This window comes from Burkholderia sp. Leaf177 (assembly GCF_001424345.1).
Taxonomy (GTDB): Bacteria; Pseudomonadota; Gammaproteobacteria; order Burkholderiales; family Burkholderiaceae; genus Caballeronia.
Genome location: NZ_LMPF01000001.1, coordinates 130,194 through 143,977, shown reverse-complemented (window position 1 = coordinate 143,977; position 13,784 = coordinate 130,194). Strand labels below are relative to the sequence as shown.

The 13,784-nt window shown below is 60.4% G+C and carries 10 protein-coding genes; 7 read left to right on the top strand and 3 right to left on the bottom strand.

Features of this window, described 5'->3' with window-relative positions; translation table 11 throughout:
- Positions 1 to 61: 61 nt before the first annotated feature.
- A complete protein-coding gene (gene aspT, locus ASG35_RS00625; RefSeq protein WP_056351561.1) occupies positions 62 to 1,744 on the bottom strand; it encodes an aspartate-alanine antiporter in 1,683 nt (560 codons plus the stop codon).
- A gap of 593 nt (positions 1,745 to 2,337) precedes the next feature.
- Between aspT and ASG35_RS00620 the strand changes: the two genes are divergently transcribed.
- The 6 genes from ASG35_RS00620 to pdeM all read left to right on the top strand — a co-directional run bounded on the left by ASG35_RS00620 (position 2,338) and on the right by pdeM (position 10,548).
- Positions 2,338 to 3,321, top strand: coding sequence for a LysR family transcriptional regulator (locus ASG35_RS00620; protein WP_056351558.1), 984 nt, complete (start codon positions 2,338 to 2,340; stop codon positions 3,319 to 3,321).
- 41 nt (positions 3,322 to 3,362) lie between these two features.
- Positions 3,363 to 4,355, top strand: a complete 993-nt coding sequence (locus ASG35_RS00615) for a 2-hydroxyacid dehydrogenase (protein WP_056352825.1) — start codon at positions 3,363 to 3,365, stop codon at positions 4,353 to 4,355.
- 229 nt (positions 4,356 to 4,584) lie between these two features.
- On the top strand, positions 4,585 to 5,661 hold the full coding sequence (locus ASG35_RS00610; RefSeq protein ID WP_056351556.1) for a ligase-associated DNA damage response exonuclease: 1,077 nt from the start codon (positions 4,585 to 4,587) through the stop codon (positions 5,659 to 5,661).
- Positions 5,658 to 7,316 (top strand): ATP-dependent DNA ligase, encoded by a 1,659-nt coding sequence (locus tag ASG35_RS00605; protein ID WP_056351555.1) that lies wholly within the window; start codon positions 5,658 to 5,660, stop codon positions 7,314 to 7,316. Before ASG35_RS00610 ends, ASG35_RS00605 begins: the two co-directional genes overlap by 4 nt.
- Positions 7,313 to 9,874, top strand: a complete 2,562-nt coding sequence (locus ASG35_RS00600; protein ID WP_056351554.1) for a ligase-associated DNA damage response DEXH box helicase — start codon at positions 7,313 to 7,315, stop codon at positions 9,872 to 9,874. The genes ASG35_RS00605 and ASG35_RS00600 overlap by 4 nt, the downstream gene beginning before the upstream one ends.
- Positions 9,871 to 10,548 (top strand): ligase-associated DNA damage response endonuclease PdeM, encoded by a 678-nt coding sequence (gene pdeM / locus ASG35_RS00595; RefSeq protein WP_056351553.1) that lies wholly within the window; start codon positions 9,871 to 9,873, stop codon positions 10,546 to 10,548. The genes ASG35_RS00600 and pdeM overlap by 4 nt, the downstream gene beginning before the upstream one ends.
- Here pdeM and ASG35_RS00590 read toward each other — a convergent pair.
- Positions 10,542 to 10,982: a hypothetical protein gene (locus tag ASG35_RS00590; RefSeq protein ID WP_056351552.1), complete on the bottom strand. Its 441-nt coding sequence runs from the start codon at positions 10,980 to 10,982 to the stop codon at positions 10,542 to 10,544. The two genes, pdeM and ASG35_RS00590, sit on opposite strands and share 7 nt — an antisense overlap.
- A 226-nt stretch (positions 10,983 to 11,208) precedes the next feature.
- Here ASG35_RS00590 and ASG35_RS00585 point away from each other — a divergent pair, with 226 nt between their 5' ends.
- Positions 11,209 to 12,381, top strand: coding sequence for an MFS transporter (locus ASG35_RS00585; RefSeq protein ID WP_056351551.1), 1,173 nt, complete (start codon positions 11,209 to 11,211; stop codon positions 12,379 to 12,381).
- A gap of 10 nt (positions 12,382 to 12,391) precedes the next feature.
- Here the strand turns inward: ASG35_RS00585 and hmgA are convergent, their stop codons facing one another.
- Positions 12,392 to 13,735, bottom strand: coding sequence for a homogentisate 1,2-dioxygenase (hmgA, locus tag ASG35_RS00580; protein WP_056352823.1), 1,344 nt, complete (start codon positions 13,733 to 13,735; stop codon positions 12,392 to 12,394).
- Positions 13,736 to 13,784: the final 49 nt, after the last annotated feature.

The window sequence follows — 13,784 nt, the reverse complement described above, 5'->3', positions numbered from 1 at the left end:
CCCGTCCGACCTTCCTGGTCAGCGCGTGCCGATTCGCGCTTCAAGGCGATTTCCAGGCTTGTTATCCGAGCTTGCCGGCGAGCCCGACTATCAACGGACCCATCAGCGGCAGCAGCACGTTCGACAATGCATACGTGATCGTGTAACCAATAACAGGTGTTGCGTTTCCCGTCACGCCGACAAGTGCGCTTATTGCAGGCGTGCTGCATTGCTGGCCTGCGATCGCGCCCAGCAACATGGGCACTTCGAGTTTCAACAGCCATCGTCCGATCACGAGAGACATCAGCGCCGGCCCGAGCGTGATGACAACACCGGCGAGCGGCAAGGCAATGCCGTACTCGCGGATAAGGCGAATTGCATCGGCGCCGGCGCCAAGACCCACCGCCGCGATAAACGTGCACAAGCCGAGATCCTTGAGCACTTGCGCCGCGGCCGAAGGCAGCGAGCCGATCACCGGAAAGCGCGATCGGATCCAGCCGAACAGCAAGCCGGACAGCAGACAGCCGCCGCCCGTGCCGAGCGCGATCTGGATATCGCCCAGCCGCGCGCTCAGATGTCCAATCAGAATCCCGAGGATCACGCCAATGCCGAGGAACACGAAGTCGGTCTTGATCGTTGCCTGCACGATGTAACCCAGCTTCGCCGCGCCGCGCCGGACGTCTTCGGGCGCGCCGATCAGCGTCAGTACATCACCGCGATGCAACTCCGTTCCGGGCAGCGCCGGGATCGTGCTGTCCAGACGCGTGACGGCCGCGATGTAGACGCCGTGACCATCGGCTGCCGTGGCGCGGGCGCGCACTTGCGCAACCGTCAAGCCATGTGCCTCGCGCCGGGTGAGCATGACATCGAGCGTTTCGGCGTAGACGTCGGCCACGTCGCTGCCCGTGACTTCCTCGCCAATCGATGGCAGCGCTTCCACCAGCACCGCACGCCGGCCGCCGATCACGATCCGGTCATCGCGCCTCAGAACCAGACCCGGTTGCGCCTTGACTATCGCGCGGCCACGCACCACGCGCCCAACCGTGATCTCGTTGCCGAACTGCTGTTCCAATGCATCGACCCGCATCTGGGCCGCGTTCGTCACGCGCACTTCACGCGCCACGAGCGAGGGCGCCGCGAGCCGTTGCCCTTCCCCGAGCGCGCTGTCGCCGCCGAGCGTCCGCCACAGGCGCTCGGCCTCGTCGCGTAGGTTCACGCGCAACATCAACGGCGCGATCTGGCTGGTGAACAGGACGATGGTGACGAGCCCGAACAGGTAACTGACGCTATACGCAGTGACAATATTTGCCTGCAGCCGCGCGATCTCCGCGGCAGGCAGAGCCAGTTTGCCGATGGCTTCGGAGGCCGTGCCGACTACAGCGGATTCCGTCGCGGCGCCCGCGAGCAGGCCGGCGGCGGTTCCGCGATCCAGCTTGAACAACGCCACGGCGCCGAGCACGAGTCCAAGCACGACGATGATTTCCACAATCGACAAAAGCCCATACCGCCAGCCTCTTCCAATATTGGCGAAGAATTGCGGCCCGCCGGTGAAACCAAGCGCGAAAATAAACAGTGCAAAGGCGATGTTTTTCAAATCCGGAGAAAGCCGCGCACCGCTTTGTCCGAGTATCAAGGCGACGATCAGCGTTCCGCACACACCGCCCAACTGAATGGGACCCAACTTGAAAGAACCAATGAAAAATCCAATAGCCAGACTAGCGAATAAGGCAATTTCGGGCTGACGCGCCAACAGGTTCCAGATCATGAAATTATCGCCTCGATTGAATATCGATTTGCAACGATCAAATACCGCAATGCCTTTGAATTAACAATTCAGTTAAATCGATTATTATCCCGGAAGTTAATTGACACATCCGCATGTCTCCCGGCAACACTTGTCAAGATACTGATAACCCGGGTTTGAACTCCTTATAGTCACTGCTCTGTAACGCATGCGGTATCGATACCAATACCTCATTCGAGCAAAGTTTTCGAATTTTTACACGCTCGTATGATCGGAAAAAGCAACCGTCTTAAACGTTCTCACGCTTCTATCAGAGATAACTGCTGGCTATAAAGGGCGTCATAGGCGCGAATGCCTGGATGTATGTGTGAAACAAAATCCTGCATAAATCTGATGATCCACTTCAAAATCGGTAGAAGTGTAATTTTTCATTGCAATGATTTTCCAAATGTGAAAGTCTTACGATATTGCGGAATGCAGACGAGAAATAAAGTACATATTGCAATTCCGCATGGTGTCAATGCGCTTGATTGATACTGAAACAAAAAACGCCGCATACGTGGGTGATACGCAATGCGGCAACATTTATTCAGGACACTGAGAGGTAAGAGACGATGAATCAAATTCATGCTATGCGGGTGTTCGTGCGGGTGTCGGAAACCGAAAGCTTTAGACGGGCCGCACAACAACTTGATGTATCGAACGCCCTAGTTACTCGCGCCATTGCGATGCTCGAAGCGCATTTGCGTACACGCCTGATCAATCGAACGACTCGCAACCTCTCACTCACGGAAGCCGGCACGCGTTATCTAGAAGGTTGCCGCGCATTACTCGAAGAACTCGATCATCTGGAATCCATGGTCGCCCATACGGAAGGCGACCCCAGCGGCACATTGCGCGTGGTGGCGTCCGGATCACTTTCATTAATGGCGCTTACGCCGCTTATCGACGGATTCCGGCAGGTTTATCCGAAGGTTAATGTCCGGCTGACACTTTCCGAGCGTCATGTCGATCTGGTCGAAGATGGTTTCGATGTGGGCATCGTGACTGCATTCATGGTGTCGAGCACAGCGCTCGTGGAGCGTCCCGTTGCCACCAACACGCTGATTCCGGTCGCCACGCCGGCCTATCTAGAAGAACACGGCTCGCCGAGCCAGCCCGCCGACCTGCTGCACCATTCGTTCGTGGCACTACCCAGCGAAATGCGCAGCGCCACCTGGCACTTCCGCCACCGCAGCAACGGCAGCGCCGATCAGGTCACGCTCGCGCCTGTTTATACGGTCAACAGCGCCCTAATGGTGCGGCTCGGCACGCTCGCGCACATGGGCATCTCGATCGTACCGGAAGGCATCGTGTCGAAAGATCTGGAAGACGGATCACTGGTGCGCGTACTTGGCGACTATGCAATCGACGACCCCGATGTCAAGGTATCGATCGTTTATCCCGGACGCCAGTATTTGCCTGCCAAGACGCGCGCTTTCATCGATTACACTCTCGAGCACATGGGCCCCGGCGGAGAAGTCGGCGTACCGCAGCATCCGGACAGCGTCCTGGCCCGGCTTTCAATGGCGCGGCCAGCAAGCGCTATTGCCAACTAGATCGTTTTAATGCATGAAAGCGGGGTTATATATCGATGCCGATCTCAATGATCGTCTTCAGCAGCCGTCAATATGATCGCGACGTCTTCACCGAGGCAAACGCGGCTTTCGGCTACGCCCTGCAGTTCCAGGAATCGCAACTCGACGCGCAAACGGCAGTTCTGGCGCATGGTTGCAAGGTAGTTTGTCCATTTGTAAATGACGTCGTCGACGAAGCGGTCCTCGAGGCACTTCGCGACGGCGGCACGCAATTGGTGGCGCTGCGCTCGGCAGGTTTTAATCACGTCGATCTGGCCGCTGCAAAGCGGCTTGGTATCGGCGTGGTCCGAGTGCCCGCTTATTCGCCTCATGCAGTTGCCGAACATGCGGCGGGTTTGATCCTCACGCTTAATCGAAAGCTGCATCGCGCTTATGCCCGAACCCGCGATGGTGATTTTTCGCTTAACGGCCTGCTGGGTTTCGACCTTCACGGTAAAACACTCGGCATTATCGGTACAGGAGTCATTGGACGTGTGTTTGGCAAAATCATGTCGGGTTTCGGTATGACTTTGCTTGCACACGATCCAGGGCCGCCTGCACAAGACTTGCTCGACGCCGGAGCGCAGTATTTGCCGCTTGAGGCACTGCTGGCTCAATCCGATATCGTCAGTCTGCATTGCCCGCTTCTGCCTTCCACCTATCACCTGATCGACGCAAGTGCGCTCTCGCAGATGAAACACGGCGCAATGCTGATCAATACGGGACGCGGAGGTTTAATCGACAGCAGCGCACTCGTCGATGCATTGAAGAGCGGCCAACTCGGCCATCTCGGCCTGGATGTTTATGAAGAAGAAGGCGGGATTTTCTTCGAAGATCATTCGAATCATCTTCTTCAGGACGACGTCCTTGCGCGTCTGTTGTCATTTCCCAATGTGATCGTTACCGGTCACCAAGCGTTTTTTACGCGAGAAGCATTGAGCGAAATTGCCAGCACAACCCTTGAAAATGTAAGAGCCTGGTTTAACGGTGCGCCGCTCAATCAAACGCATTTTTAAAGCGTCGAACTAGAAAAACCTGCATTCGTTAATACCGAATTTAATAAGATAATTTCAAACCATTTAATTGATTTGTCCGGACATTTCACCATCAAATTAATTCTTCATACGATTACTAATTTATTGCTAATTTGCGGGCGCCTTTTTCGTAAAGGCACAGCATTTGCTTGACCGAAAGCATTAACGGCCGCGACCTGCGGCATGGTGCCTTTCTCAAGTAGGTGGGCGGTTGGACGCATCGAAAGACCTGATTGTTGCAAGGCCGGAAGGCCTTTATTGCGCGGCCGGCGATTTTTTTATCGATCCGTGGCGGCCTGTCGAACGGGCAATCATCACGCACGCCCACGCCGACCACGCACGTCTTGGGCACGCGCGTTACCTCGCGGCGGAAGCAGGCGTGGGCGTATTGCTCTCGCGATTGCCGGGCATCGACTTGCAAGGCGTTCCGTATGGCGAGCGCCTCGTGATCAATGGCGTGACCGTGTCGCTCCACCCCGCCGGCCATGTGCTCGGTTCGGCGCAAGTGCGCGTCGAACATGCGGGCCGCGTCTGGGTTGCATCGGGCGACTACAAGGTCGACCCGGACCCGACTTGCGCACCGTTCGAACCCGTTCGCTGCGATACCTTCATCACGGAATCCACCTTCGGGCTGCCGATTTATCGATGGGACCCGTCGCACGTCACCTTCAGCGGCATCGATTCATGGTGGCGGCACAACGCAGCCGAAGGACGCCCTTCCGTGCTGTTCTGCTATTCGTTCGGCAAGGCGCAGCGGATTCTCGCGGGTATCGACGCCAGCATCGGGCCGATCTTTTGTCACGGCGCGGTCGAGCCGCTGAACCGGGCTTATCGGGCGGCCGGTGTGGCGTTGCCCGAGACGCGTCTTGTCAGCGATATTGCCGCGAAGGACAAAGCCTTTTTCAAGGGCGCGCTGGTCGTCGCGCCGCCGTCGGCGCAAGGCAGCACGTGGATGCGGCGCTTCGGCGATTACAGCGACGCCTTCGCTTCCGGCTGGATGCGCCTGCGCGGCACGCGGCGCCGGCGCGGGCTGGATCGCGGTTTCGTGCTGTCCGATCACGCCGATTGGCCTGGCTTGCAGCAGGCTATCGGCGCAACCGGTGCTGAACGTGTGATCGTCACGCATGGCCAGATTGAACCGATGGTGCGCTGGCTGCGCGAACAAGGACTTGAAGCCGGCGCGTTCACGACCGAATACGGCGACGACGCTATCGAAGCTGACGCCGCCGACGCCGCCGAAGTCAGTCAAGCCACTCAAGCCACTCAAGCTGAGGCGGCCCATCAATGAAGCGCTTCGCCGCGTTGTACACCGCGCTCGACGGCACGACATCGACGAAAGAAAAACTCGAGGCGCTGATCGCGTATTTCTCGGCGGCGGAACCCGAGGACGCGGCCTGGGCATCGTATTTCCTGAGCGGCGGCAAGCCGCGTCAATCCGTGCCCACGCGCCTTCTCAGCGAGTTCGCCCGCGAGCGCGCCCGGCTGCCCGAATGGCTTTTCGAAGAGTCGTATCAGGCCGTCGGCGATCTCGCCGAAACCATCGCGCATATCTTGCCGCCGGCGCAACGCACGTCCGAGCTTGGGCTCGCGCAATGGATCGAAGGGCGCGTACTGACTCTGCGCGGCGTCGAACCCGATGAACTCAAGACACGTTTGCTCGGTTACTGGGACGAACTCGACTGGGGCGAGCGCTTCCTGCTGACCAAGCTGATCGGCGGCGGCTTTCGCGTGGGCGTCGCCCGGCAGCTTGTCGTGCGCGCGCTGGCGGAAGTCGCGGGCGTCGATCACAAGCGCATCGCACAACGCATGGTCGGCTGGACCGACTCGCGACAAGCGCCGGACGCCGCGCGTTATCTGCGGCTGATCGCGCCCGAAACGTCAGCCGACGATGAAACCGCCGCGCCGCATGAAAGCGATATCGGCTTGCCTTATCCGTTCTTCCTGGCGCATCCGTTGCAGGCTGATCCCGCGACGCTCGGCGTGCCGGCGGATTGGGTCATTGAATGGAAGTGGGACGGGATTCGCGCGCAGCTGGTGAAGCGCGGCGGGCGCGTGTGGGTCTGGTCGCGCGGCGAGGATCTCATCACCGACCGCTTTCCGGAGATCGCCGCGTTGGGCGAAGCGCTGGCCGACGGCACCGTGATCGATGGCGAAATCCTCGCATGGGAACCGGGCGCCGACGCGCCTCTGCCGTTCGCGCGCCTGCAACCGCGGATCACGCGCAAGACCTTGTCGAAGAAAGTGCTGGCCGATTCTCCCGCAACGTTTCTTGCCTACGATCTGCTCGAAGCCAATGGCCGCGACCTGCGCATGACGCCTTTGATAGAACGCCGCACGCAACTCGATGCATTGGCGAACGAACTCGCGGTGGATTTGCTGCGTGTATCGCCGGTGGTGAATGCCAGTGACTGGAGCGCGCTGGCCGCGTTGCGCGAAGAAAGCCGCGGACGCGGCGTGGAAGGCCTGATGCTCAAAGGCCGCGATTCGATGTACGGCGTTGGCCGTACCAAGGCATCGGGAACGTGGTGGAAGTGGAAGGTCGAGCCGTATGCCATCGACGCCGTGCTGCTCTACGCACAGCGCGGTCACGGCCGGCGCGCGAATCTCTACACCGACTTCACGTTCGCCGTGTGGGACGAAGCCGATGGCGTGCGCACGCTGGTGCCTTTCTCAAAGGCCTATTCCGGCCTCACCGACGAAGAAATGCGCAAGGTCGATGCCATCGTGCGCAAGACGACCATCGAAAAATTCGGACCGGTGCGAAGCGTCACGCCGACGCTCGTGTTCGAGATCGGCTTCGAAGGAATACAAGCGAGTCCGCGCCATAAATCGGGCATCGCGGTAAGGTTCCCGCGCATGTTGCGATGGCGCACGGACAAGCAGATCGACGACGCCGATACGCTCGACATGCTCAAGGGTTTCCTCGATGGAGCCGCACAATGAGCACGCCACGTCCGCGTCCGCGCCGGGTGCCGAAAACGCGCGCGGCTCAGGCAAAATCGGACGCGCTTGCCGAGCTGTTTCAACCGGTGCCGGTCGTAGTCGATCCGGCTATTGAAGACACGCCCTTCGATACCCGCCTGAACGCCTGGTTCGAGCGCAACGAATGGCAGCCATTTCCGTTTCAGCGTGAGGTATGGGCAGCGATTCAAGGCGGCGCGAGCGGCCTGCTGCATGCAACGACCGGCGCGGGCAAAACCTGGGCTGTATGGCTCGGCGCATTGGCCGCGTATGGGCGCGAACAAAAAAGTCCCGCACCGCTGACCGTGTTGTGGATCACGCCGATGCGCGCCCTTGCCGCCGATACCGCCCGCGCACTTCAATCCGCCGTGACCGCACTCGCCGTGCCGTGGAGCATTGGCTTGCGCACGGGCGACACGCAATCCGCCGAACGCGCGCGGCAAAACAAGCGCATGCCGTCGGCGCTCGTCACCACGCCCGAAAGCCTCACGTTGATGCTCACTCGCGCGAACGCCATCGACGAAATGAAGCACGTGCGCCTTGTTGTCGTCGATGAATGGCACGAGTTGCTCGGCAACAAGCGCGGCACGCAAACGCAGCTTGCGCTCGCACGTCTCGCACACTGGCGGCCGGAGCTGCAGGTCTGGGGTTTATCGGCGACGCTCGGCAATCTCGAACTGGCTAAAGACGCGTTGCTCGCGCCCGTGAAAACGCCGCGCGTCTCGGTGCGCGGCGCGCAACCGAAAACCTTGATTGTCGATACGCTGATTCCCGATACGATCGAACGCTTTCCATGGGGCGGACATCTCGGCGTTCGGCAAGTCGAACCGGTCGCGGCTGAAATCGATAACGCGCGCAGTTCGCTCGTCTTCACCAACACGCGCTCGCAATCGGAGATCTGGTATCGGGCGTTGCTGGAATTGCGGCCCGACTGGGCCGGGCTGATCGCGCTGCATCACGGGTCGCTCGACAAGGAAGTTCGCGAATGGGTTGAACTCGGCCTGAAGAACGGTCAGCTCAAAGTCGTGGTGTGTACGTCGAGCCTGGATCTCGGCGTCGATTTCCTGCCGGTCGATCGCGTGTTCCAGATCGGCTCGCCGAAGGGCGTCGCGCGTTTGATGCAACGCGCGGGTCGATCGGGACACGCGCCGGGACGTGCGTCGCGCGTGACCATCGTGCCCACGCATGCGCTCGAACTCGTCGAAGCGGCCGCTGCACGATGGGCGGTCGAGGAACGGCACATAGAAGGCCGTGAGATGCCCTACAAGCCGCTTGATGTCCTCGTGCAACATCTGGTAAGCATTGCCATTGGCGGGGGCTTCAAGGCGCCGGATCTCTTCCGTGAAGTTCGCAACACCTACGCGTATCGCGATCTCACGCAGCAGGAATTCGACTGGGCGCTGGCCTTCGTGGAACGCGGCGGCACGTCGCTCGCGGCGTATCCGGATTTTCATCGCGTGATGCCCGATTCCGACGGCGTGTATCGCGTGCCGCGCGAGGATCTGATCCGGCGCCACAGGAACAACGTCGGCACGATCGTCGCGAACGCGACCATCAACGTGGCGTACATGACGGGCGGCCGGATCGGGGCGATGGAGGAATCGTTCATCTCGCGCCTGAAACCCGGCGACGTCTTCACCTTCGGCGGCCGCGCGCTCGAACTGATCCGCGTGCGCGACATGACGGCGTACGTGAAGCGCGCGACGTCGTCTCGTGGCGCGATGCCGCAATGGGCCGGCAGCCGCATGCCGCTTTCTTCCGAGCTCGCGGAAGCCACGCTGATGATGCTCGCGCGCGCCGTCAACGGCGTCTACGACGAACCCGAGATGCAGGCCGTGCGTCCGCTGCTGGAGTTGCAGGCGAAGTGGTCCGCGTTGCCGGAACCCGGCGTACTGCTGGTCGAAATGATCCGCTCGCGCGAAGGGCATCACCTGTTTTGCTATCCGTTCGCGGGACGCATGGCGCATATCGGACTGGGGTCGCTGATCGGCTGGCGCGTGGCGCGCGATCAACCCAGCACCTTCTCCATATCGATGAACGACTACGGTTTCGAGTTGCTCTCCGCGCGGCCATTCGACTGGGAAACGCTGATACAGGAAGGTCTATTTTCGCCCGATAATCTCGAACACGACATTCTCGCGAGCCTCAATTCATCCGAGCTTGCGGCGCGGCGTTTTCGCGAAATCGCGCGCGTGTCCGGGCTGATCTTTCAAGGCCATCCCGGCCAGCAAAAAAGCGCGCGGCAATTGCAGGCATCGAGCGGATTGTTCTATGAAGTTTTTCGTCAGCACGACAGCGACAACCTGCTGCTCGCGCAGGCCGAGGAAGAAGTGATGTTGCAGGAACTCGAACTCGAACGCATGCGGGCCGCGCTTCAAAGCATGAGCACGAGCCGGCTCGCGCTTACGCATCCGAAGAAACCGACGCCGTTTGCGTTTCCGCTGATCATCGCGCGGCTTCGCGAAAAGGTAAGCACCGAGAAGCTCTCGGATCGCGTTGCGCGCATGCTCGCCGATCTGGAGAAGGCGGCGCGCGCATGATGATCGAAGCGTTGACGGTGGATGCGGGCGGCCATGCGCTGGTGTTATCGGCGGCGCGCGCGGCATTCGATCCGGTGCTGAAAACCTTGTTTATCGCCGATGCACATTTTGGCAAGGACGCCGTGTTTCGCGCGCGCGGCATTCCGGTGCCGGAAGGATCGACCGCCGAGACGCTGGCGCGGCTCGATGCGTTGATCTCGATGCATCGGCCAGCATGTGTAGTGTTTCTCGGCGACTTGCTGCACGCGAGGGAATCGCACGCGCTGGCAACGTTGCGCGCGCTCGCCGAGTGGCGCGCGAGGCATGCCGATTTGCGGCTCGTGCTGGTAGAAGGCAATCACGATCGCCACGCGGGCGGCCCGCCCGAAGCGCTGAAAATGGAAGTGGTCGATGAACCGTATCGGCTGGGTCCGTGGGCGTTGTGTCATTACCCGCAGCGCGTGCCGGGTGCGTTCGCGCTCGCCGGGCATGAGCATCCGGTGTATCGCGTGGCGACGCGGCGTGACAGCGTGCGCCTGCCGTGCTTTCGCTTCGCCGCCGATGCCGGCGTGCTCCCGGCATTCGGCGCGTTCACGGGCGGTTACGAGGTCAACGAAAACGCCCGCAACGAACGCATCTTCGTGGTCGCGGGCGAACGCGTGATGCCGGTGCGTCCTCTTAACGGCGCTCAGTGATAGATCGTCTTCGATGAAACCAGCTTCGTCAGCGTGCCGCGCTGGAACCTGTACCAGCCTTCGGCGCTTTTGAGCACGACTTCATCGCGCTGCCAGAACACGCCGGTCAGTTTCATGCGTCGTCCGATGCGCTCGACCGCCGGCGGGCGTTTCGTGAAGTCGTAGAGAAGAAGTTCGGGCGCGCCGTTATCGAAGGCCTCGACGATCATGCGCGCACCGGACGGCTCGACAAAATGCGTGATACGCCGAGCGTTGAAACGATCGAACGTTGCGCCGTCGAGCTGAGCATCGACGTTGTTTCCCTGCTGGACGAACGTCACGGTTCCCGCCTTGGTCCGGATGGGTCCGGCGCTCGAATCGGCGTCTTGTGCGAAGGCGCCGGGCACGAAGCACATGGCCAGCAGCAACGGAAAAATGGCACGAAAAACGTTCATTAAAAATCCTTCTGGGAAAACGGCATTCCGCAAACTAGACCTGCCGATGACGAAAAGCAACATTCATCGGCGAAATGGCCAACTCATTGAATCAGCGCTTGAAATCTCAGGGTTTCCACCGATCAAATCGTAAAACGTTCGGTACAATTTGAACCCTTCAGCCGCCCGAGCCTGCGTTCTTCACCCCGATAACGCGCGACCGGCAGCTCAAAGCGCCGCGTACCTCATGCCCCTGCCTCTCTTCGCCCTTGCTATCGCCGCGTTCGGCATCGGCACGACCGAATTCGTGATCATGGGCTTGCTGCCCAACGTCGCGCGCGATCTTGGTGTATCGATACCCGCTGCCGGCATGCTCGTGTCCGGCTATGCGCTCGGCGTCACCATAGGCGCACCGATCCTCGCCATCGTCACTTCGAAAATGCCGCGCAAAAAAGCGCTGATGGTTTTGATGGGCGTGTTCATTATCGGCAATATGCTGTGCGCCGTTGCGCCCGGGTATTGGGTGCTGATGGCTGCGCGCGTTGCCACGGCGTTCTGTCACGGTGCGTTCTTCGGCATCGGCTCGGTCGTCGCGGCGGACCTCGTTGCGCCGAACCGCCGCGCGCAAGCCATTGCGTTGATGTTCACGGGGCTCACGCTCGCGAACGTGCTCGGCGTGCCGCTCGGCACCGCGCTCGGTCAGGCCGCCGGATGGCGCGCCACGTTCTGGGTCGTCACGCTGATTGGACTGGCGGCGGCCGGCGCGTTGTGGGTGTGTTTGCCGAAGCACATCGAAATGCGCGAATCCAGCATCCTGCGCGAATTCCGGGTGCTCAAGAATCCGCAAGTGCTGATGGTGCTGGGTATCAGCGTGCTGGCATCGGCGAGTCTGTTTTCTGTTTTCACGTACATCACGCCGATTCTCGAAGATGTCACCGGCTTTTCTCCGCACGCGGTCACGCTCGTGTTGTTGCTGTTCGGGCTTGGACTGACCGTTGGCAGCACGCTTGGCGGCAAGCTCGCCGACTGGAAACTGCTGCGCTCGCTGCTGACGTTTCTCGTGGCGATCATCGTTATACAGGCCATTTTCGCGGCGACCATGCACGCCGCGATTCCCGCGATGATCACCATCTTCGTTTGGGGCGTGCTTGCGTTCGGGATCGTGCCGCCGTTGCAGATGCTGATTGTGAATCGTGCGAGCGATGCACCCAATCTCGCCTCCACGCTCAATCAAGGCGCCTTCAATCTCGGCAATGCGACGGGCGCGTGGCTCGGCGGCATGGCGATCGGCGCGGGCGCGTCGCTGGGCACGCTTCCGTGGGTCGGCGTGCTGATGGCGTGCGGCGCGTTCGGCTTGACGTTGCTCTCTGCTACGCTCGATAAACGCGCGCGCCGCATGGGAATCGGGCAGGCGGTTTGAGCAAGGACGCTTAGCGCTGCCCGGGGTTGAAATGCTTGGTGAGCCCCTGCCAGCATTCGTAGTAGTGCGCCTGCAATTGCGCGGTTTCGAGCGCGAAACGCGTCGGCTTGATCAGCGTGCGCGTTTCGAACATGAACGCCATCGTGTCGCCTACTTTTACCGGCTTCGATGTATCCGCGTTCGACGCTTTATCGAATGTTCCCGCATCCGGCCCATGTCCCGACATGCAGTTGTGCAAGCTCGAACCGCCTGGCATGAAGCCTTCGGACTTCGCGTCGTACACGCCATGGATCAGGCCCATGAATTCGCTTGCAACGTTTCGATGAAACCACGGCGGACGAAACGTGTTCTCGCTCGCGAGCCAGCGCGGCGGAAAAATCACGAAGTCGATGGCATCGACGCCCGGCGTATCCGTCTGTGATTGCAAGACGAGGAAGATCGATGGATCGGGGTGATCAAAACTGATCGAGCCAATGGTATTGAACAGGCGCAGATCGTACTTGTACGGCGCGTAATTGCCGTGCCACGCGACCACATCGAGCGGTGAATGATCGATGTCCGCGCGCCACAACACGCCGTTCAATTTCGCGACGAGTTCGAACGCGCCCTCGCGATCCTCGTACGATGCGTGCGGCGTAAGGAAATCGCGCGGGTTCGCGAGACCATTCGAGCCGATGGGACCCAAGTCCGGCAAGCGCAACAACGCGCCGAAGTTCTCGCAGATATAACCGCGCGCCGCGCCATCCGGCAGCGCGACCGAGAAGCGCACGCCACGTGGAATAACCGCGATTTCGAACGGTTCGATATCGATGCGCCCGAGTTCCGTTGCAATCGACAAGCGCCCTTCTTGCGGCACGATCAGCAACTCGCCATCGGCGTTGTAGAAGAACCGGTCCTGCATCGATTGACTCGCGGCGTACAAATGGATCGCGCAACCTTGCATGGCTTCGGCGGCGCCGTTGCCGGCCATCGTCACCCAGCCGTCGATGAAATCCGTTGGCGCGTCGGGCATGGGCAACGGGTCCCATCGAAGTTGATTCGGCGGCGTGGGTGGCACGTCGGCAAAGTTCGCGACGAGTTTGTTGCCCGCCTCCATTTGCGTGAACGGCCGATGCACGGCTGCCGGCCTGATCCGATACAACCACGAGCGCCGGTTATGCCCGCGCGGCGCGGTGAACGCCGTGCCCGAAAGCTGCTCGGCGTACAAACCATAGTTCACGCGCTGCGGCGAATTACGTCCGAGAGGCAATGCGCCGGGCAATGCCTCGGTCGCAAAATCGGCGGCGAAGCCCGATTGGTAATGCTGGCTGGCATCGGTATGGCTAGTGAAAACAGTGGGCGTTTCTGGGTTCATCGTTTTATCCATCTGCAATTTTTACGCATGGTAAAACGAATTACGATAG

Excerpts from the sequence above, each read along its gene's own strand:
- hmgA (WP_056352823.1), bottom strand. The coding sequence starts at position 13,735 with ATGAACCCAGAAACGCCCACTGTTTTCACTAGCCATACCGATGCCAGC.
- pdeM (WP_056351553.1), top strand. The coding sequence starts at position 9,871 with ATGATGATCGAAGCGTTGACGGTGGATGCGGGCGGCCATGCGCTGGTG.
- ASG35_RS00620 (WP_056351558.1), top strand. The coding sequence starts at position 2,338 with ATGAATCAAATTCATGCTATGCGGGTGTTCGTGCGGGTGTCGGAAACC.
- ASG35_RS00605 (WP_056351555.1), top strand. The coding sequence starts at position 5,658 with ATGAAGCGCTTCGCCGCGTTGTACACCGCGCTCGACGGCACGACATCG.
- ASG35_RS00600 (WP_056351554.1), top strand. The coding sequence starts at position 7,313 with ATGAGCACGCCACGTCCGCGTCCGCGCCGGGTGCCGAAAACGCGCGCG.
- ASG35_RS00585 (WP_056351551.1), top strand. The coding sequence starts at position 11,209 with ATGCCCCTGCCTCTCTTCGCCCTTGCTATCGCCGCGTTCGGCATCGGC.
- ASG35_RS00590 (WP_056351552.1), bottom strand. The coding sequence starts at position 10,982 with ATGAACGTTTTTCGTGCCATTTTTCCGTTGCTGCTGGCCATGTGCTTC.
- aspT (WP_056351561.1), bottom strand. The coding sequence starts at position 1,744 with ATGATCTGGAACCTGTTGGCGCGTCAGCCCGAAATTGCCTTATTCGCT.